The organism is Brevundimonas sp., assembly GCF_035627055.1.
Lineage (GTDB): Bacteria > Pseudomonadota > Alphaproteobacteria > Caulobacterales > Caulobacteraceae > Brevundimonas.
In genome coordinates, this window is the sequence record NZ_DASPMM010000022.1 from 343,232 (window position 1) to 361,189 (window position 17,958).

General features: G+C 68.9%; 21 protein-coding genes. 16 read left to right on the forward strand and 5 right to left on the reverse strand.

The window, feature by feature from the left end; genetic code table 11:
- Positions 1 to 5 precede the first annotated feature (5 nt).
- The 4 genes from VEA98_RS12320 to hflX all read left to right on the forward strand — a co-directional run bounded on the left by VEA98_RS12320 (position 6) and on the right by hflX (position 4,008).
- Positions 6 to 1,424, forward strand: a complete 1,419-nt coding sequence (locus tag VEA98_RS12320; protein ID WP_324814804.1) for a sigma-54 dependent transcriptional regulator — start codon at positions 6 to 8, stop codon at positions 1,422 to 1,424.
- Positions 1,421 to 2,284: a D-amino-acid transaminase gene (locus VEA98_RS12325; RefSeq protein ID WP_324814806.1), complete on the forward strand. Its 864-nt coding sequence runs from the start codon at positions 1,421 to 1,423 to the stop codon at positions 2,282 to 2,284. The genes VEA98_RS12320 and VEA98_RS12325 overlap by 4 nt, the downstream gene beginning before the upstream one ends.
- Before the next feature lie 85 nt (positions 2,285 to 2,369).
- Positions 2,370 to 2,615 carry an RNA chaperone Hfq gene (gene hfq, locus VEA98_RS12330; RefSeq protein WP_055830158.1) on the forward strand — a complete coding sequence of 82 codons (246 nt, stop codon included), beginning with the start codon at positions 2,370 to 2,372 and terminating at the stop codon, positions 2,613 to 2,615.
- Positions 2,616 to 2,691: 76 nt separating this feature from the next.
- A complete protein-coding gene (gene hflX / locus VEA98_RS12335) occupies positions 2,692 to 4,008 on the forward strand; it encodes a GTPase HflX (protein ID WP_324814809.1) in 1,317 nt (438 codons plus the stop codon).
- 99 nt (positions 4,009 to 4,107) lie between these two features.
- On the opposite strand, the gene VEA98_RS12340 is transcribed toward hflX, so the two are convergent.
- From VEA98_RS12340 to VEA98_RS12350, 3 genes are all read right to left on the reverse strand, one after another.
- On the reverse strand, positions 4,108 to 4,467 hold the full coding sequence (locus VEA98_RS12340; RefSeq protein WP_324814812.1) for an endonuclease domain-containing protein: 360 nt from the start codon (positions 4,465 to 4,467) through the stop codon (positions 4,108 to 4,110).
- 118 nt (positions 4,468 to 4,585) lie between these two features.
- Positions 4,586 to 5,371: a nucleoside triphosphate pyrophosphohydrolase gene (gene mazG / locus VEA98_RS12345; protein WP_324814813.1), complete on the reverse strand. Its 786-nt coding sequence runs from the start codon at positions 5,369 to 5,371 to the stop codon at positions 4,586 to 4,588.
- A complete protein-coding gene (locus VEA98_RS12350; protein ID WP_324814815.1) occupies positions 5,368 to 6,750 on the reverse strand; it encodes an MFS transporter in 1,383 nt (460 codons plus the stop codon). Before VEA98_RS12350 ends, mazG begins: the two co-directional genes overlap by 4 nt.
- A 144-nt stretch (positions 6,751 to 6,894) precedes the next feature.
- On the opposite strand from VEA98_RS12350, the gene VEA98_RS12355 reads away from it, so the two are divergent.
- From VEA98_RS12355 to ygiD, 3 genes are all read left to right on the forward strand, one after another.
- Complete coding sequence (locus VEA98_RS12355) at positions 6,895 to 7,800, forward strand: M15 family metallopeptidase (protein WP_324814817.1); 906 nt, start codon at positions 6,895 to 6,897, stop codon at positions 7,798 to 7,800.
- Positions 7,797 to 8,264, forward strand: a complete 468-nt coding sequence (locus tag VEA98_RS12360; protein WP_324814820.1) for a hypothetical protein — start codon at positions 7,797 to 7,799, stop codon at positions 8,262 to 8,264. Before VEA98_RS12355 ends, VEA98_RS12360 begins: the two co-directional genes overlap by 4 nt.
- 71 nt (positions 8,265 to 8,335) lie before the next feature.
- Complete coding sequence (gene ygiD, locus VEA98_RS12365) at positions 8,336 to 9,100, forward strand: 4,5-DOPA dioxygenase extradiol (RefSeq protein ID WP_324814822.1); 765 nt, start codon at positions 8,336 to 8,338, stop codon at positions 9,098 to 9,100.
- Here the strand turns inward: ygiD and VEA98_RS12370 are convergent.
- Both VEA98_RS12370 and VEA98_RS12375 read right to left on the reverse strand, forming a co-directional pair.
- Positions 9,097 to 9,495 (reverse strand): DoxX family protein, encoded by a 399-nt coding sequence (locus VEA98_RS12370; protein WP_324814825.1) that lies wholly within the window; start codon positions 9,493 to 9,495, stop codon positions 9,097 to 9,099. The genes ygiD and VEA98_RS12370 overlap by 4 nt on opposite strands.
- Positions 9,496 to 9,569: 74 nt before the next feature.
- Positions 9,570 to 11,123: an AMP-binding protein gene (locus tag VEA98_RS12375; RefSeq protein ID WP_324814827.1), complete on the reverse strand. Its 1,554-nt coding sequence runs from the start codon at positions 11,121 to 11,123 to the stop codon at positions 9,570 to 9,572.
- Between the two features lie 167 nt (positions 11,124 to 11,290).
- Here VEA98_RS12375 and lipA point away from each other — a divergent pair, with 167 nt between their 5' ends.
- The 9 genes from lipA (at position 11,291) to VEA98_RS12420 (ending at position 17,868) form a co-directional block, all read left to right on the forward strand.
- Positions 11,291 to 12,253 (forward strand): lipoyl synthase, encoded by a 963-nt coding sequence (gene lipA / locus VEA98_RS12380; protein ID WP_324814829.1) that lies wholly within the window; start codon positions 11,291 to 11,293, stop codon positions 12,251 to 12,253.
- 7 nt (positions 12,254 to 12,260) lie between these two features.
- Entirely contained in the window at positions 12,261 to 12,716 is a 456-nt protein-coding gene (locus VEA98_RS12385) for a type II toxin-antitoxin system RatA family toxin (RefSeq protein ID WP_324814831.1), read from the forward strand.
- Positions 12,713 to 13,825, forward strand: coding sequence for an NAD(P)/FAD-dependent oxidoreductase (locus tag VEA98_RS12390; RefSeq protein WP_324814833.1), 1,113 nt, complete (start codon positions 12,713 to 12,715; stop codon positions 13,823 to 13,825). Before VEA98_RS12385 ends, VEA98_RS12390 begins: the two co-directional genes overlap by 4 nt.
- Complete coding sequence (locus VEA98_RS12395) at positions 13,818 to 14,348, forward strand: GNAT family N-acetyltransferase (protein ID WP_324814836.1); 531 nt, start codon at positions 13,818 to 13,820, stop codon at positions 14,346 to 14,348. The genes VEA98_RS12390 and VEA98_RS12395 overlap by 8 nt, the downstream gene beginning before the upstream one ends.
- Positions 14,345 to 14,896: a GNAT family N-acetyltransferase gene (locus VEA98_RS12400; RefSeq protein ID WP_324814839.1), complete on the forward strand. Its 552-nt coding sequence runs from the start codon at positions 14,345 to 14,347 to the stop codon at positions 14,894 to 14,896. Before VEA98_RS12395 ends, VEA98_RS12400 begins: the two co-directional genes overlap by 4 nt.
- 127 nt (positions 14,897 to 15,023) lie before the next feature.
- Positions 15,024 to 15,206, forward strand: a complete 183-nt coding sequence (gene rpmF, locus VEA98_RS12405) for a 50S ribosomal protein L32 (RefSeq protein ID WP_324814960.1) — start codon at positions 15,024 to 15,026, stop codon at positions 15,204 to 15,206.
- Between the two features lie 124 nt (positions 15,207 to 15,330).
- On the forward strand, positions 15,331 to 15,939 hold the full coding sequence (locus VEA98_RS12410; RefSeq protein ID WP_324814841.1) for a hypothetical protein: 609 nt from the start codon (positions 15,331 to 15,333) through the stop codon (positions 15,937 to 15,939).
- A gap of 230 nt (positions 15,940 to 16,169) precedes the next feature.
- A complete protein-coding gene (gene eno, locus VEA98_RS12415; RefSeq protein WP_324814843.1) occupies positions 16,170 to 17,447 on the forward strand; it encodes a phosphopyruvate hydratase in 1,278 nt (425 codons plus the stop codon).
- Between the two features lie 103 nt (positions 17,448 to 17,550).
- Positions 17,551 to 17,868 carry an FtsB family cell division protein gene (locus VEA98_RS12420; RefSeq protein WP_414642179.1) on the forward strand — a complete coding sequence of 106 codons (318 nt, stop codon included), beginning with the start codon at positions 17,551 to 17,553 and terminating at the stop codon, positions 17,866 to 17,868.
- Positions 17,869 to 17,958: the final 90 nt, after the last annotated feature.

The window sequence follows — 17,958 nt, forward strand, 5'->3', positions numbered from 1 at the left end:
GCGACATGCGATCCACGGGAGCCGATATTCTGGTTGTCGACGACGAGGCCGACATCCGCGAGCTGGTCTCCGGCCTGCTTGAGGACGAAGGCCACGCCGTCCGGGTCGCCTCCAACTCCGACGAGGCGCTGGCCGCGATCCGGGCCCGCAAGCCGTCGCTGGCCCTGCTGGACATCTGGATGCAGGGCGGCGGCCTCGACGGACTGGAGCTGCTGGACGTCATCAAGGAACTGGATCCCGACCTGCCCGTGGTGATGATCTCGGGCCACGGCAATATCGAAACCGCCGTCACCGCGCTGCAGCGCGGCGCTTACGACTTCATCGAAAAACCGTTCAAATCCGATCGGTTGGTGGTGGTTGTTCAAAGAGCGCTGGAAGCGTCGTCGCTGAAGCGCGAGAACCGCCGGCTGCGAGCCCAGGTGGCGGCTCCGACGGGCTTCATCGGCCGGTCGGCGGCGGCGCAGGCGCTGCGCAGCACCATCGCCAAGGTCGCGCCCGCCAACAGCCGGGTGTTGATCTCCGGCCCGCCCGGCTGCGGCAAGGAGCTGGTCGCGCGCCAGATCCACGAGGCCAGCGCCCGCTCGCGCGGCGAGTTCGTGGCCATCGCCGCGGCGGGGATGACGCCCGAGCGCCTCGATCTCGAACTGTTCGGCGAGGAGGGCCAGGACGGCCGTCCCAGCAAGATCGGCGTGTTCGAGCGGGCCCACAACGGCACCCTCTATCTCGACGACGTCGGCGACATGCCGCGCGAGAGCCAGAGCCGCATCCTGCGCGTGCTGGTCGAGCAGCGCTTCCGCCGCGTCGGCGGCGAGCAGGACGTGCAGGTCGACGTGCGGGTGATCACCTCCACCTCGCGCGACCTGAAGCAGGAGATCGCCGAGGGCCGTTTCCGCGAGGACCTGTTCCACCGCCTGAACGTGGTGCCGATCCGGGTGCCGGCCCTGTCGGAGCGGCGCGAGGACATCCAGGAACTGGTCGACTATTTCATCGAGACGCTGGCCGTCTCCCAGGGCCTGCCGCGGCGGCGGCTGGGCGACGACGCCATCGCCGTGCTGCAGGTCCATCCGTGGCCGGGCAACGTCCGCCAGCTGAGGAACAACGTCGAACGGCTGTTGATCCTCGCCACGGGCGATCCGAGCGAGCCGATCGGGGCCGACGCCCTGCCGCAGGAGGCGACCAGCGCCGGGGCGAGCGGCTCGCTGGGCGCGGAACGGATCATCGCCCTACCGCTCCGGGAAGCCCGCGAGGTGTTCGAGCGGGAGTATCTGGCGGCGCAGATCATGCGCTTCGGCGGCAACATCTCGCGCACCGCCGCCTTCATCGGCATGGAACGCTCGGCCCTGCACCGAAAGCTGAAGTCTCTGGGCGTCTCGCCCGCGCGCGGCGCGGTCGACGAGGACGAAGAGGGAGTCGTCGAGGCATGAGCCGCGTCGCCTACGTCAACGGCGCCTACCGCCCGCACGCGGACGCGACGGTGCACGTCGAGGACCGCGGCTTCCAGTTCGCCGACGGGGTCTATGAAGTCTGGTCGGTGTTCGACGGCCGCCTGGCCGATTTCGACGGCCACATGACCCGGCTGCACCGCAGCCTGGCCGAACTCCGCATTCCGGTCCCGATGACGCGCGAGGCGCTGGGGCAGGTGCTGAAGGAGACGGTCCGGCGCAATCGGGTGCGCGAAGGCTTGGTCTACATCCAGGTGACGCGCGGCACGGCGCGGCGCGACCACCCGTTCCCGCCCGAAGGCACCCCGCCGAGCGTGATCGTCACCGCCCGCTCGCTGCCGCTGTCGAAAGGCAATGCGGCGGCGGCAAAGGGCGTGGCCGTGATCACCCAGCCGGACATCCGCTGGGGCCGCTGCGACATCAAGACCGTCGGCTTGCTGCCCAATGTGCTGGCCAAGCAGGCGGCGAAGGAACGCGGCGCCGCCGAGGCCTGGATGGTCGACGAGATGGGGCTGGTCACCGAAGGCTCCTCGACCAACGCCTGGATCATCGACGAGACCGGCAAGCTGCGCACGCGGGATACCCAGTCGAACATCCTGCACGGCATCACCCGCGCCGCGGTGATGCGGATGGCGGCCGAGGAGGGGCTTGAGGTCGAGGAGCGGGCCTTCTCGGTCGATGAGGCCAAGCGGGCCAAGGAGGCCTTCTACACCTCGGCCAGCGGCTTCGTGATGCCGGCGGTGTCGATCGACGGGGCGAAGATCGGCGACGGCAAGCCGGGGCCGGTCGCGACGAAGCTGCGCGCGCTCTACATCGAACAGGCCCGCCACGACGCCATCTAGGCGTTGCGACCGGCGCGGGGGCGTTTATGGTGCCCGGGCCGGCGTCGATCGGCCAGTGAAACAACAAGAACAGGCTGAACCTGCCATGTCGCAAGACAAGTCCAAGAACCTTCAGGACACCTTTCTCAACAGCGTCCGCAAGACCAAGACGCCGCTGACCATCTTCCTCGTCAACGGGGTCAAGCTGCAGGGCATCGTCACCTGGTTCGACAATTTCTGCGTCCTGCTGCGCCGGGATGGCCAGTCGCAGCTGGTCTACAAGCACGCCATCTCGACCATCATGCCGTCGGCGCCGGTGCAGCTGTACGAGCCGGAAGCGGACGAGGACTGAGGGTTTGGGGGATAGCCGCGCGGGCCTTCCATACCTATCTGTCGCCCCCCGCTGATCCCAGAGAGCATACGCCCACTTGGCCACCCAACTGATCGACCACGCCGTCCCGCTGATCCGGGCCCTCGTCATCCACCCCGAGCGTTCGGGCTTCGGCGCGAGCGAAAGCTCGCGGCAGTCGACCGAGCGGCTGGAGGAGGCCGTCGGCCTCGCGCGTGCGCTGGACCTCGATGTGCGCGGCGAAGAGATCGTGCGGGTCCGCAAGCCTGCGCCCGCGACCCTGTTCGGTTCCGGCAAGGTTGAAGAGCTGGCGGCGTTGGTGCGCGCCGCCGAGGCCGAGGCCGTGGTCGTCGACGACGATCTGTCGCCGGTGCAGCAGCGCAATCTGGAGAAGGCCTGGGACTGCAAGGTCATCGACCGGACGGGCCTGATCCTCGAGATCTTCGGCCGCCGGGCGCGGACGAAGGAGGGCCGGCTGCAGGTCGAACTGGCGCGGCTCGACTATGAGCGGTCGCGGCTGGTGCGGACCTGGACCCACCTGGAGCGGCAGCGCGGCGGCACCGGCTCGACCGGCGGCCCCGGCGAAACCCAGATCGAACTGGACCGGCGGCTGATCGCCGACCGCATCGTCAAGCTGAAGGCCGAGCTGGAGGAGGTGCGGCGGACGCGCGGCCTGCACCGCAAGCAACGCCAGAAGGTCCCGTTCCCGACGGTGGCCCTGGTCGGCTACACCAACGCCGGCAAGTCGACGCTGTTCAATCGGCTGACGGGCTCCGAGGTGCTGGCCAAGGACCTGCTGTTCGCTACCCTGGACACCACCCAGCGCACCATCCGCCTGCCGCAGGGACGGCCGGCGATCGTGGCCGACACGGTCGGCTTCATCTCCGACCTGCCGCACGAACTGGTCGAGAGCTTCCGCGCCACGCTGGAAGAGGTCGGCGAGGCCGATCTGATCCTGCACGTGCGCGACATCGCCTCGCCCGACAGCGACGCCCAGCGCAAGGACGTCGAGGCGGTGCTGGAGCAGATCGAGACGCCGGAGGGCAAGACGCGGCGGGTGCTCGAAGTCTGGAACAAGATCGACCTGCTGGACGACGAGACCCGCGAGGCGGTGCTCGGGCAGGCCGAGCGTCTGCAAGCGCAGGGCGAGGCCGTCGCGGTCTCGGCCTGGACCGGGGAGGGGATCGAGCTGCTGCGCGAGACCATCGCCTCGCTGATCGACGACGATCCGGAGACGGAGCTGGTGCTGGACCCGTCACAGGGCGAGGCGCTGGCCTGGCTCTACGAAAACGGCCGGGTCACCGGGCGTGAGACGGACGACGAGGGCCGGACGCATGTCGTAGTGCGGTTGCACCCGGCGGCGTTGGGGCGGTTCGAGCGGCAGTTCGGCGTTTGAGCGCAGGCGCCGGGCGTTGATCAGCTTGTCTCCTCCCTGTTCGCGCAGCGAATGGGGAGGGGGACCATCCGGAGCCGCAGGCGACGGATGGTGGAGGGGTCAGCCGGTGCGCCGCTCCAGGGCCGTCCGCGCGATGAAGTCGAGCACATCATCGAGGTGAACCCTCACGCTCTCCGCCGCCAGTCGCATCACCCGAATATTCTGTTCCCGCAGCCAGGCGGTGCGTCGGCGATCATGTGCGATCCGGTTCGGCTGATCATGGCATTGCCCGTCCACCTCAACCGCCAGTCTCGCTTCGGCGCAGTAGAAGTCGAGAATGTAGGGGCCAATCGGGTGCTGGCGCCGGAACTTGAGCCCGCGAAGCCGGCGGCGTCGCAGTTGGACCCACAGCCGCGCCTCGGGCGGCGACAAGCGTCGTCGAAGGGCGCGGGCTCTTTCGACTGTCAGGAGTGCGGTCATCTACCCCTCCACCATGCTTCGCATGGTCCCCCTCCCCATCGCTTCGCGACAGGGAGGAGACGGTAGGTGTGTGCGTTTTACGTGTCTATCGTTTACAATCTACGCGAGTGGTCGGGGTTCAGGCCCGCTCCGCCGCCTTCGCCGCGTCCCACAGCCCGTCCATCTCGGCCAAGTCCGACTGCTCCGGCGTCCGCCCGTCCTTCGCCAGTTCCGCCTCGATGAACCCGAACCGCCGGACGAATTTCGCATTGGCGCCGCGCAGGGCGTCCTCCGGCTCGACGCCCAGCTTGCGGGCCAGATTGGCGAGGACAAAGAGCAGGTCGCCCATCTCGTCGCGGGCCTTGTCGAGGTCGCCGGCGGCGATCTCGGCGCGGAGTTCGGCGACCTCCTCGTCCAGCTTGTCGAAGACCTCGTCGGTGGAGGGCCAGTCGAAGCCCACGCGGGCGGCGCGCTTCGTCAGTTTCGCGGCTCGGGCGAGGGCGGGCAGGCCGACCGGGACGTCGTCGAGCACGCCATGCTGGGCCTTGGCCTTGCGTTCACCGGCCTTGATGTCCTCCCAGCGCGCCTTCTGGGCGGCGCCGTCCGGTTTCGCGGCCTCATCGCCGAAGACATGCGGATGGCGGCGTTCGAGCTTGTCGGCGATGGCGTTCGCCACGTCGTCGAAGGCGAACAGACCCTGCTCCTCGGCCATGCGGGCGTGGAAGACGACCTGGAACAGCAGGTCGCCCAGTTCGCTCTTCAGCTCGTCGAAATCGCCGCGCTCGATGGCGTCGGCGACCTCGTAGGCCTCCTCCAGCGTGTAGGGCGCGATGGTGGCGAAGGTCTGCTCGACGTCCCAGGGGCAGCCGCCGACCGGATCGCGCAGCTTCGCCATGATGGCGTTGAGGCGGTCGATCGGGGTCATGCGGGCTCCGCGGCCGCGGCGGCGTCCCGCTCGGCCAGCCGGGCGCGGACCTCGGCGTGGCGGGCGGCGTCGAGCGGATAGCGGTTCAGCACCCAGGCGGAGGCGAACAGCAGCACCGTCGGCACGGCGAGGAACAGGATCGACAGGGTGGTCAGGGCCGTAGACCCGTTGGCCGCGCCGGGCGTCTGGTCGAAGCCGACCCAGCCGAGGATGATCAGCACGCCGACGCTGATCGCGTAGCCCAGCTTGGTGGTCAGGCTGAGGAAGGAGAACAGCAGGCCCATGCGGTCGTCGCCGGTCTCCAGCCGGACCTCGTCGGCGACGTCGGCCATCATGGCGCGGGTCAGCAGCAGGCCGGCCGCATAAGGCAGGCCGGCGATGAACAGGCCGATGGCGGTGACGGTGAAATTCCCCGTCGGCAGAAAGCCGACCAGGGCGTAGAGGACGGCGAAGGCGACCGAGGCGATCTGCAGGGCCCGGTCCTTGCCCAGCCGCACCGCCAGCCAGCTCCAGAACGGCGCGGCCAGCAGGCCGGCGACGAAATACAGCACCATGAAGATCTGGCTGGCGCCGCGGTCGAAGCCCTTGATGCTCTCGAAATAGAAGAACAGCAGCGCGCCCGTGATGCCGGGGGCGATCCCGAGGAACAGGTCGCAGAGCAGCACCTTGCGGACGACCCGCCGCTGGAACAGGGCGATCCAAGCCTTCAGCGCGCCGTGCGGCTGCGCCTTCACGGTCTGGGGTTCGGGCGCGATCAGCACGGCGGCGAGCAGGGTGACGGGCAGGCTGATCAGGATGAACCATCCCATGGCCCGCACCCCGTCCTCATAGCTGCCCAGGTCGGCCTTCATCACCACGGTCGGAATGAACAGGGCGATCAGCACGCCGACGATGTTGGCCGCCTGCCACCAGCCGTAGAGGCGCGACCGCTCGTCGTACTGGGGCGCCAGAACCGCGCCCCAGGCCAGCTGCGCCAGGGTGGTGATCGAAAAGCCGAGGTAGAGCACCAGCAGCCAGCCGAACAGATAACCGAAGCCGGCCCCCGGCTTGACGAAGAAGATGAAGGCGACGGCCAGCATCAGCACGGGCGTGCCGAGCGTCAGCCACGTCCGGTAGGGGCCCCATTTGCTGCGGGTGCGGTCCATGCCCCAGCCGACCACGGGATCGAAGAAGATGTCGATCATCCGCACCAGCAGGAAGGCGGCGCCGACCGCCGCGAGGTCGAGACCGACGTACTGGCTGTAGAAGGCGGGCAGGCTCACCGCGAGCGGCAGGCCGACGGCGGCGTAGGGCAGGCAGGGCCCGGAAAAGGCGGCCAGCACGAGGTTGGAGCGGCGCGGCGCGCTGGGAGCCGGGGCGGGCGAGGCGGCGTCGGTCATGAACGGATCCGGAGCGCGGCGGATGAGTCGCCCGCCCCCTCACCATGCCGATTTTGAGCGTCGCGCGCGAGCACCCGCCGCGCCGTGTCCGGCACGAAGGGAAGGGCCTTGCCGTCGACACAGGCCTGGGGTCACCATTGGACCATGTCGAAGCGCGTCTTCCTGTCGATGCTGGCCGCCCTGCCGCTCCTTCTCGGGGCGATCGCGGGCGCGGGAGAGGCGCGGGCGCAGGGGCGAACCCGCGCGGCCGAGGCCTGCGAGGCCGGGGCCGTCGAATGGGGCGCGCCAGCCTTCGCCAACGGGGTCTCGCATTACGCCCTCGAATGGTCCCCGTACGGCGCCGCGGAATGGGGCTGGGAGACCTATCTGCCGCTGATCCAGAGGGAGATCGGCACGGATTGCGCTCCCAACTCCCCGGTCTTCGCCCGCGCCCTGGCGGAGTTCCAGTACGCCCACGCCCTGCCGCCCACCGGCTGGTTCGACCCGGCCACATTCCAGGTCTTGCGCGGGGTCTGGCAGGAGCGCCGACCGTTCATCATGGCGCGGGTGCGCGAGGAGCCGTGCCCGGAGCCGCCGCCGCTGTACCAGCTCGGCTACCTCGTCGAATCGGAGGAGCACGCCGACCGCCTCACCCGGTTGCTGCGCCGCGACGTGCTGGACGCCTACCGGCGGCTGGTCGCCGCCGCCCGGGCCGAGGTTCCGGAGGTCGCCGCCGACCCCGAGCTGCTGCAGATCTTCTCCGCCTTCCGCGATCCCGAGGCCGACGCCGCCCGCTGCGCCGCCCAGGGCAATTGCGACGGCCTGCGCCGCGCCGTCTGCTCGCCGCACCGCACCGGCACCGCCGTGGACCTGTATGTCGGCCAACTCGCCGACCTGGGGGTCGACAACACCTCGCCGGCCAGCCGGCTGCACATGACCCGCACCGCCACCTACCGCTGGCTGGTGAAGAACGCCGGGCGGTTCGGCTTCGTGCCCTATGTCTATGAGCCGTGGCACTGGGAATGGGTCAGCCCCACCGGCGACTATGCGGTGACTGCGGCGGCCCCATGATCCGGCCGCTGACCAACGGGGAGGCGGCCCTGGCGCGCGAGGCGTTCGGCGACGCCCTGCGCTGTGAGAGCATCCGTTTCGTGACCGCTCCGTGGCCGTTCGACCGCGCCTTCGTGGCCGGCCGCTGGTTCGGACGGGAGTGGATCGTCTGGCCCCGTCACACCCTTGCGGCCGACATCGCCGCGGAGCCGCTGCGCACGCAGGCGGTGCTGATCCATGAGCTGACCCACGTCTGGCAGGCCCAGCAGGGGGTCAATCTGCTGACCGGCAAGCTGAGGGCGGGCGACCGGCCGGCCTCCTACGAATACCCGACCGGCATGGACTGCAGCTGGGGTGACCTGAACATTGAGCAGCAGGCGATGGTGGTGGAGCATCGTTTCCGCCTGCTCCATGGCGGAGCCGCGCCGGCGCCGCCTGACTTCTACGACCGCGTCTGCCCGGTGGGGCCGCGCATCCGGGGCTGAAGCGGATGGTTGTCGTTCAGAACACAGCCCCCATATCTGGCACATCATTTGTTACAGATTGAGGAATGACGATGACGCCGACACGCCAACCCGCCCTGTTCTTCGGACACGGCTCGCCCATGAACGCGCTCGGCGGCCCCCATGCGGACGCCTGGCGCGCGCTCGGCCGCACGATCGGCAAGCCCCGCGGCGTGGTCATGGTCTCGGCCCACTGGGAAACCGAAGGCCTCGCGGTGACCGCCCAAGCTTCACCTCAAACCCTCCATGATTTCGGCGGCTTCCCTGCAGAACTGCATGCGATGCAGTATCCGGCGCCGGGTTCACCGACGCTGGCGTTGCGGGTCGCAGCCCTGACCGGCGCCGCGCCGACCGAGCAATGGGGGCTGGATCACGGGACCTGGTCGGTGCTGGCCCATGTCTGGCCCGAAGCCGACGTCCCCGTGGTGCAGCTTTCGCTCGACCGTCGGCTCGACGCCCGCGGCCATTTCGAACTCGCCCGGCGTCTCGCGCCGCTGCGGGACGAGGGGGTGGTGATCGCCGGCTCGGGCGACTTCGTGCACAACCTGCGCACCTGGAAGCGGGCAGGGGGCGAGCCCTACGCGTGGGCGACGCAGTTCAACGAGGCGGTGAAGGCGGCCCTGGTCCGTGGCGATGACGAGGCCCTGATCGACTGGGTCGGACTGGCCGAGGACGCGCAATTGAGCGTGCCCACCGACGAGCATTTCCTGCCGCTGCTGTATGTCGCCGCCCAGCGGATGCCGGGCGACGACGTCAGCTTCTTCAACGACGTCATCGAGGGCGGATCGATCTCGATGACAGGCGTTCGGATCGGCTAGGCGGCGGGCTTTCGCATCGCCGCGTCGACGCTCCAGGGCCCGGGCCCGGCCGCGACGAAATACAGGAAGACGAAACAGTACAGGACGATCGTCTCGCCGCCGTTGGTGAACGGAAGCAGCGACTGGGTGCCGTGCACCGCCCAATAGCCGACGGCGCAGAAGCCGCAGGCCAGGAAGGCGACCGGACGGGTGAACAGCCCGATCAGGAACAGGGCGCCGAGCAGCAGCTCGAACGGACCCGAGAGGCCGGCGAGGTTGAAGCCGATCGGCGGCAGGCCCTCGGCGGCGGGAAAGCCCAGCACCTTGGCGGTGCCGTGGCAGACGAACAGAAAGCCCGTGACGATGCGCAGCAGGCTGAGCAACTGCGGCTGATAGGCGGTAAACCGGTCGAACATGGGTCCCTCCCTCAATGGGACGGCCAGTCTGGAACGGAGTCGGTGTCGGTTACAACAAGAGTCCGCTTCCGGACTCAGGCGGCCTTATCGAGCTCGACCATCTGCTGGATGGCGACGTAGTCGGTCTTGCCTGTGCCCAGCACCGGCACCTCGCCGACGCGCATGATCTTCTTGGGCACGGCCAGTTCCGGCGCGCCATGACTGCGCGCCCATTCGGCCAGGCGCGAGACGTCGGCGTCCTTGCGGTCGGTGACCAGCACCAGCTTCTCGCCCTTGCGGCTGTCGGGCACGGAGACCACCGCGTGGCGCGCCTCGGGCCAGACCGCGCTGGCCAGGCCCTCGACCGCGGTCAGCGAGACCATCTCGCCGCCGATCTTGGCGAACCGCTTCACCCGACCGAGGATGCAGACGTAGCCCTCGTCGTCGATGGCGACGATGTCGCCCGTGTCGTGCCAGCCGTCTGCCAGAGGTTCGATCGCCATGGGATCGTCGGCCGACAGATAGCCTTCCATGACGTTGGGCCCGCGCAGATAGAGCCGGCCGCCCTCGTCGATGCCGTCGACCTTGTCGAGACGCCATTCCATGCCGGGCAGGACCTGGCCGACCGTGCCGGGCCGGTTGCGGTCCGGATGGTTGACCGCCACGACCGGCGCGGCCTCCGTGGCGCCGTAGCCCTCCAGCAGCTTGAGGCCGTGGAAGCGGGTGTTGAACAGGTGGTGGGTCTCGTCGCGTACGCGTTCGGCCCCGGCCACCACGAACTCCAGGGTGGCGAAGTCGTCCGGCCCGGCCACGCGGGCGTACTGGTTCAGGAAGGTGTCTGTGGCGAACAGGATCGACGCCTTCACCTGCGGCAGCAGCTCGACGATCTGCTTGGCGTGCAGGGGCGAGGGGTACTGGAACGCCTTCATGCCTTGCAGCAGCGGCAGCAGCACCCCGCCGGTCAGGCCGAAGCAGTGGAAGGTCGGCAGCGGGTTGAACATCACCCATTCGGGCTTGAGCTCGATGTGCTGCGCCACCTGGCGGCAGTTGGCCACCAGGTTCCACTGGCTGAGCACGACGCCCTTGGGCGCGCCGAAGCTGCCGGAGGTGAACAGCACCACGCCGGGCGACGACGGCTCCGTCCTGACCCGGAACCGCCTCGGCATCAGCCCGGCCATCAGGCCGTACAGCTTGTCGGGCAGGCCGATCGACTTGCGCACGTCGTCCAGCCAGACGACCTCGGCCACGCTCTCGATATGGCCGATCAGCTCTTCGAGCTTGGCCTGCTGGATGAAGCGTTTCGCGGTCAGCACCTTGCCGACCCCGGCCGCCTTGATGGCCGCCTTCACGTTGCGCTCGCCGGAGGTGAAGTTGAGCATCACCGGCACCCGGCCGTGGGCGTGCAGGCCGTAGAAGGTGACCACCACCCCCATGCTGGAAGGCAACAGGATGGCGACCCGCTCGCCGACTTCGGTCATGGCGGCGATCTTGCGGCCGAGCACGAAGGCGGCGCGGATCAGGCCGGTGTAGGTGAGGGGCTTGCGATCCTGGTCCTCCAGGATCTCCTTGTCGCCGTAGGTTTCGCGGGCCGCGATCAGGGCGTCGAAGATCGTTTCCTCAACGGCCTTGGGGTCCAGGGGTACGCGCAAAGACAGCCTCCGTGGCGCGTTGGCCGCGCCTTGTCCGAACGCGCAAACTAGAGCGGGGCGGTGGCGATGAAAAGATACGTTACCTTGCGTGAGGTTCCGCCTCGCCTTGCCTTCGCCACCCGGAAAGACGACATAGCGGTTTCGCAACGCCCGGAGCCCGCGACGCCTTGGTCACGCTGATCGACACCCTGACGAAGACGCCGGCCGAGTTGCGTCACCCGGAAAAGCAGAACCGGCCCGAAACGGCGGTGCTGAAGAAGCCCGACTGGCTGCGCGTCAAGGCGCCCGGCTCGGGCCAGTACAACGCCACCCGGGCGATCGTGAAGGAGAAGGGTCTCCATACGGTCTGCGAGGAGGCGGCCTGCCCGAACATCGGCGAGTGCTGGAGCCAGAAGCACGCCACCCTGATGATCATGGGCGACACCTGCACGCGGGCCTGCGCCTTCTGCAACGTCAAGACGGGCCTGCCGCAGGCCCTGGACCCCGACGAGCCGGTGAAGGTCGGTCTGGCGGTGCAGCAGATGGGGCTGAACCACGTGGTCATCACCTCGGTTGACCGCGACGACCTGTCGGACGGCGGCGCGGCCCATTTCGCCGAGGTGGTGCGCCAGATCCGCCTGCAGGCGCCGGGCACGACGATAGAGATCCTGACGCCCGACTTCCTGCGCAAGGACGGTGCGGCCGAGGTGATGATCGACGCCACGCCGGACGTCTTCAACCACAACCTCGAGACCGTGCCGCGGCTGTATCTGAAGATCCGGCCGGGCGCCCGCTACTTCCACAGCCTGCGCCTGCTGCAGATGGTCAAGGAGCGCGACCCCAACCAGTTCACCAAGTCCGGCATCATGGTCGGCCTGGGCGAGACCCGCGAAGAGGTCATGCAGGTGATGGACGACATGCGCTCCGCCGGCGTCGATTTCATCACCATCGGCCAGTACCTCCAGCCGACCCGCAAACACGCGGCCATCGAGCGGTTCGTGACGCCGGAAGAGTTCAAGGCCTATGAGGCGATCGCCCGGGCCAAGGGCTTCCTGATGGTGTCGTCCTCGCCCCTGACTCGCAGCTCGCACCACGCCGGCGAGGACTTCGCGCGGCTGAAGGCGGCGCGTCTGGCTCAGACGGGCCGCTGAGCCGCCGTTGGCCGTCCACAGCGTCACCAAAATCCTCCCCTGGCAGCCGGAACAACTCGCCGCGCTGGTCGCCGACGTGCGCGCCTATCCGGAGTTCGTGCCGTGGGTGTCGTCGATGCGGGTCTGGGGCGCGCGAGACGAGGCCCCGGGCGTGACCCTGGTCGACGCCGAGGCCGGCGTCGGCTTCTCCTTCCTCAAGGAACGGTTCTCGACCTGGGTCCGGCACGACCGCAATGCGCCCAAGGTGGAGGTGGGGCTGCTGCGCGGCCCGTTCCATCACCTGAAGAACCGCTGGGAATTCTTCCCGCACCCCGAGGGCACACGCGTCGAGTTCTTCATCGACTTCGCCTTCAAGTCGCGGCTGCTCGACATGATGCTGCAGGCCAATTTCGACCGCGCCGTCGGCAAGCTGATGCACTGTTTCGAGGCCCGGGCGGCGCATCTCTACGGCCCCAAGGGATGAGCTTCGATTTCGACGCCGTGGTCGTGGGGGCCGGGGCCGTCGGACTGGCCTGCGGACGATCGCTGGCGGCGCGCGGCCTTTCCGTCCTGGTGCTTGAGAAGGAACCGCACATCGGCCAGGGCGTCTCCTCGCGCAACAGCGAGGTCATTCACGGCGGCCTCTACTATCCGACCGGCTCGCTGAAGGCGCGGTTCTGCGTGCAGGGTCGGCGGCAGCTGTACGCCTTCCTCGACAGCCACAAGGTCGACTATCGCCGCTGCGGCAAACTGGTGGTGGCGACCGACGAGGCCGAGGTCCCCCGCATCGAGGCTATCTTCGAACAGGCCACGGCCAACGAGGTGGAGAACCTTGAGCATCTGACCGGCGCCCAGGTCCGGGCGCTGGAGCCGGGGCTGAACGCCCATGCCGCCATCCTGTCGCCCGAGAGCGGCGTGTTCGACAGCCACGGATACATGCTGGCCCTGCAGGGCGAGATCGAGGACGCCGGCGGTTCGGTCGTGATCTCCACGCCCTTCGAACGGGCCGAGCCGCTGCCCGGCGGCGGGTTCGCGGTCACGGCGGGCGGGGAGGGCGGGGCGACCCTGACCGCCCGCCTGCTGGTCACCGCTCCCGGTCTGGCGGCGCAGGACGTCGCCGGGCGCATCGCCGGCTATCCTGTCGAACGGATTCCCGCGGGCCATTTCGGCAAGGGCGTCTACTTCCGGCTGACCGGCAAGGCGCCGTTCGAGCGGCTGATCTATCCGCCGCCGATCCCGGGCGCGCTGGGCACCCACTACCGCAAGGATCTCGGCGGGCAGGCCGTGTTCGGGCCGGACCTCGAATATGTCGGGGGCGAGGACTATTCGGTCGATCCGGCCAAGGCGGCGGAGTTCGAACACTACATCCGCCGCTTCTGGCCCGGCCTGCCGCAGGGGGCGCTGACGCCCGACTACGCCGGCGTCCGACCGAAGCTGCACGGGCCGGGCGAGCCGCAGCCGGACTTCCAGCTCCATGGCCGCGACGTCCATGGCGTCGACGGCCTGCTGGCGCTGTTCGGCATCGAAAGCCCGGGCCTGACCAGCTCACTGGCCATCGGTGAGGCGGCGGCGGAGGGTCTCGTGCATGACTGACCTGACCTTCCGCGATGCGACGCCGGCCGATATTCCGGCCCTGCACCAACTGATCGAAAGCGCCTATCGCGGCGAGGCGTCGCGGGCCGGCTGGACCACGGAGGCGGACCTGCTGGCCGGCCAGCGCACCGACCCGGAGGACCTCGCCGACATTCTGGCCGACCCGGCCCAGGCCCTGCTGACGGCCTGGCGAGGGGAGGCGCTGATCGGCTGCATCCTGATCGCCGACCAAGGGCAGGGCACGGGCTATTTCGGCATGCTGTCGGTAAGCCCGACCCTGCAGGGCGCAGGCCTGGGGCGGCGGTTGGTCGAAGCGGCGCATGACGCCCTGCGCGACCGCTTCGACGCCCGTCGCGTGCGCATCTCGGCGTTTCCACAGCGCGAGACCCTGCTGGCCTGGTATGAGCGGCTGGGCTATCGCCTGACCGGCGAGACCCTGCCGTTCCCGTACGGCAATCCCCGGTTCGGCCTGCCGCTGCGGGACGACCTCCATTTCGTGGTCATGGAACGCCCACTGGCTTGACCATTCATCCCGCGCGCCGCACTGGCGGGGACATGGAGATCGTCACCGCCCGCCTGAAGCTGAGGAGCGCCCGCGAGGACGACCTTCAGGCCATGCACGCCGTGCTGTCGGACGCGCGCGCGACGCGCTGGTGGTCGACCCCGGCGCACGACAGCCTCGAACAGACGCAGGACTGGCTGAACGGCATGATCGCCAACGGGCCGGACAACCCCGACTTCGTCATCGAGCAGGACGGGCGCGTGATCGGCAAGGCGGGCTTCTGGCGGTTGCCCGAGGTCGGCTACATCCTGCATCCAGACCACTGGGGTCGGGGACTGGCGGGCGAGGCCGTGGCGGCCGCCATCGACCACGTCTTCGCCACCCGCGACCTCGACGACCTGACCGCCGATGTCGATCCGGACAACGCCGCGTCGATTCGCCTGCTCGAGCGGCTGGGCTGGGCAAGGACCGGTTTCGCCGAACGCACCTGGCATGTCGGCGGCGAGTGGAAGGACAGCCTCTACTACGGGCTTTCGCGGGCGGTCTGGAGCGCGCGTCTCCAGACTTGAACTCCCCGGCGGGTTCAGGCATAAGCCCGCGCTCACGTGGCGGCTCTTCCGAGGGCCGCCGCAATTGTTTTCGCGCTTTCGGTCTTACAGACCCTTGGCGCCCGACCCTAAGAAGATTGAGACGGACATGGCCGTTCCGAAGCGCAAAGTATCGCCCTCGCGTCGCAACATGCGCCGCGCCCACGACTCGCTGGGCACGAACGCCTACACCGAGGACAAGGACACGGGCGAGCTGCGCCGCTCGCACCACATCGACCTGAAGACCGGCACCTACCGCGGCCGCCAGGTTCTGACCCCGAAGGAAGACTAGGTCTTTCGACCGGTTCGGGCCCCAAGGTCGGTGTCCGGGGCCGACGAAGCTTTTCACGGCGCGCGATAGCCTCGCGCGCCGTTTTCGTGCCTTGTGTCCGGCATCGCAACGCTGGAGACCTCCCATGATCCGCCTTGTCGCCCTCGGTTCGGTCGCCGTTCTGTCCCTCGCCGCCTGCGGCGCGCCTCCGCCCGAGTCGGCTGATGCGCCCGCCGACCCGGCCGCTCCGACCAGTCCGATGGAGCCGGGTGCGCCCGTCTCGGCCGCCGAGAAGCTGACCGCCCAGGGCTTCGGCCCCCTGCGCATCGGCATGACCCGGGCCGAGGTCGAAGCCGCGCTCGGGCCGGACTCCGATCCCGAAGCCGTCGGCGGGCCGGATCCCGCCTCCTGCGACATGTTCCGTCCGGCGCGGGCGCCCGAGGGGCTGCTGGTCATGGTCGAGAACGGTGTGCTGACCAGCGTCTGGCTGACCCGCAACACCACGATCGAGACCGACCGGGCGCTGAACATCGGCGACCACGCCGCCGAGGTGAAGCGCGTCTACGGCGCCGCCGCCGAGGTCGTACCGCACAAGTACGAGCCCGCTCCCTCTGAATACATCACGGTCTGGTCGACGGCCGATCATCAGATCGCCGCCGCGCGCGGCCTCGTCTACGAGATCGGCCAGGACGGCCGCGTGCAGTCGATCGCCGGCGGCGGGCCCAGCATCCAGTACGTCGAGGGCTGCGCCTGAGAGGACCTGCGTCGGCTTTTGACGGGCTGGTCGACCAGACTGGCGGGATGAAGCCGCCGCACCTCCGTCTCCGCCCCGTCCGCCAGCGACCCCGAACTGGCCGGAGTGCCGAAGCGGCCGATGTTTTCGCGGCCATTCCGGCCACGTGCCCCGCCACGCCTTCCTTGCCCCCGCGGCCCCGCGCGGGCTAAACGCGAGCGACCCATCTCCTCCGTGACAGAGCCGTCCCCATGACCGATATCGCCGACATCGCCGCCCGTATGATCCTCGACAGCCGGGGCAATCCGACGGTCGAGGTGGATGTCATCCTCGATGACGGCAGCTTCGGGCGCGCGGCGGTGCCCTCGGGCGCCTCCACGGGCGCGCACGAGGCGGTCGAGTTGCGCGACGGCGACAAGGATCTGTGGGGCGGCAAGGGCGTCGGCAAGGCCATCGACGCCGTCAACGGCGAGATCTTCGACGCCCTCAGCGGCATGGACGCCGAAGACCAGCGCCGCATCGACGAGGCCCTGATCGGCCTCGACGGCACGGCCAACAAGAGCCGACTGGGCGCCAACGCCATCCTTGGCGTCAGCCTGGCCTGCGCCAAGGCCAGCGCCATCTCGGCCGGCCTGCCGCTGCACCGCTACATCGGCGGCGTCTCGGCCCGCATCCTGCCCACCCCGATGATGAACATCATCAACGGCGGGGCCCACGCCGACAATCCGATCGACATCCAGGAGTTCATGATCCTGCCGACCGGCGCGGACAGCTTCTCGGAAGCCCTGCGCATGGGCGCCGAGATCTTCCATGCCCTGAAGAAGCAGCTGAAGGACGCCGGCCACAACACCAACGTCGGCGACGAGGGCGGCTTCGCCCCGAACCTGGCCTCGGCCGAGGAGGCGCTGAGCTTCATCACCAAGGCCGGGCAGGCGGCGGGCTATCTGGCCGGCGAGGACTTCCATCTCGGCCTCGACGTGGCGGCGACGGAATTCTTCAAGGACGGCAAATACGTCATGGCCGGGGAGGGCAAGACCCTGGAGGCGGAGGCCATGGTCGGCTACCTCGCCGACCTGTGCGAACGCTTCCCGATCGTCTCGATCGAGGATGGCTGCGCCGAGGACGACTTCGACGGCTGGAAGCTGCTGACGGACCGGCTGGGCGACCGGGTGCAGATCGTCGGCGACGACCTGTTCGTCACCAACCCGGCCCGCCTGGCCGCCGGCATCGGCGAGGGATTGGCGAATTCCATCCTGATTAAAGTCAATCAGATCGGCACCTTGTCCGAAACTCTTGACGCAGTGGATATGGCGCACCGGGCCGGATACACCGCCGTCATGAGCCACCGCTCGGGCGAAACCGAGGACTCCACCATCGCGGACCTCGCCGTCGCCACCAACTGCGGTCAGATCAAGACGGGCTCCCTGGCCCGCTCGGACCGCACGGCCAAGTACAACCAGCTGCTCCGCATCGAGGAAATGCTGGGCGACCAGGGCGCCTACTACGGCGACGGCATGCTGCTGAAATAGCGTCAGCGGCTGCGGCCAAGCTACGGTTCGTTAGGCATTTTCGGTCAGAACTCGTTGATCACGAGTTCCCGCTCAGAAGGAGCGTCCGTCAGTGCCCGAGCGGATGAAGCCGTATTTCCCGTCAGCCATGCTGCTGCTGCTGATCGCCTATCTGGGCGTTCAGGCCCTGACGGGCGAACGCGGGCTCCTGAGCGGCGGCGAGCGCGACGCCATGCTGCTGCGCCGCGAGGCCCAGCTGGCCCAGATCCTCGAACAGCGCCGCGACCTCGAAATCCGCGTCCGCTACCTGCGCACCGACAGCCTGTCGCGCGATCTGCTCGAGGAGCGGGCCCGCGCCGTGCTCGGTTTCTCGGACCCGCGCGACTACGTGATCCGCGTCTCCACGCCGGCTGCGGCGGAAGGCCCCACGCCCAGGGCGTGAACTTTCGTTACATCCCCGTGAGGCGGCTTTGCCTTTCGGGAACGAAGGCTGCTAAAGCCCCTTTCCGTAACGACAAGAGGCCTCGGACCC

Bases quoted from the DNA above. Each gene is read 5' to 3' on its own strand.
- VEA98_RS12320 (WP_324814804.1), top strand. From the start codon at position 6: ATGCGATCCACGGGAGCCGATATTCTGGTTGTCGACGACGAGGCCGAC.
- VEA98_RS12325 (WP_324814806.1), top strand. From the start codon at position 1,421: ATGAGCCGCGTCGCCTACGTCAACGGCGCCTACCGCCCGCACGCGGAC.
- hfq (WP_055830158.1), top strand. From the start codon at position 2,370: ATGTCGCAAGACAAGTCCAAGAACCTTCAGGACACCTTTCTCAACAGC.
- VEA98_RS12340 (WP_324814812.1), bottom strand. From the start codon at position 4,467: ATGACCGCACTCCTGACAGTCGAAAGAGCCCGCGCCCTTCGACGACGC.
- mazG (WP_324814813.1), bottom strand. From the start codon at position 5,371: ATGACCCCGATCGACCGCCTCAACGCCATCATGGCGAAGCTGCGCGAT.
- VEA98_RS12350 (WP_324814815.1), bottom strand. From the start codon at position 6,750: ATGACCGACGCCGCCTCGCCCGCCCCGGCTCCCAGCGCGCCGCGCCGC.
- VEA98_RS12355 (WP_324814817.1), top strand. From the start codon at position 6,895: ATGTCGAAGCGCGTCTTCCTGTCGATGCTGGCCGCCCTGCCGCTCCTT.
- VEA98_RS12360 (WP_324814820.1), top strand. From the start codon at position 7,797: ATGATCCGGCCGCTGACCAACGGGGAGGCGGCCCTGGCGCGCGAGGCG.
- ygiD (WP_324814822.1), top strand. From the start codon at position 8,336: ATGACGCCGACACGCCAACCCGCCCTGTTCTTCGGACACGGCTCGCCC.
- VEA98_RS12370 (WP_324814825.1), bottom strand. From the start codon at position 9,495: ATGTTCGACCGGTTTACCGCCTATCAGCCGCAGTTGCTCAGCCTGCTG.
- VEA98_RS12390 (WP_324814833.1), top strand. From the start codon at position 12,713: ATGAGCTTCGATTTCGACGCCGTGGTCGTGGGGGCCGGGGCCGTCGGA.
- VEA98_RS12395 (WP_324814836.1), top strand. From the start codon at position 13,818: ATGACTGACCTGACCTTCCGCGATGCGACGCCGGCCGATATTCCGGCC.
- rpmF (WP_324814960.1), top strand. From the start codon at position 15,024: ATGGCCGTTCCGAAGCGCAAAGTATCGCCCTCGCGTCGCAACATGCGC.
- VEA98_RS12410 (WP_324814841.1), top strand. From the start codon at position 15,331: ATGATCCGCCTTGTCGCCCTCGGTTCGGTCGCCGTTCTGTCCCTCGCC.
- eno (WP_324814843.1), top strand. From the start codon at position 16,170: ATGACCGATATCGCCGACATCGCCGCCCGTATGATCCTCGACAGCCGG.
- VEA98_RS12420 (WP_414642179.1), top strand. From the start codon at position 17,551: ATGAAGCCGTATTTCCCGTCAGCCATGCTGCTGCTGCTGATCGCCTAT.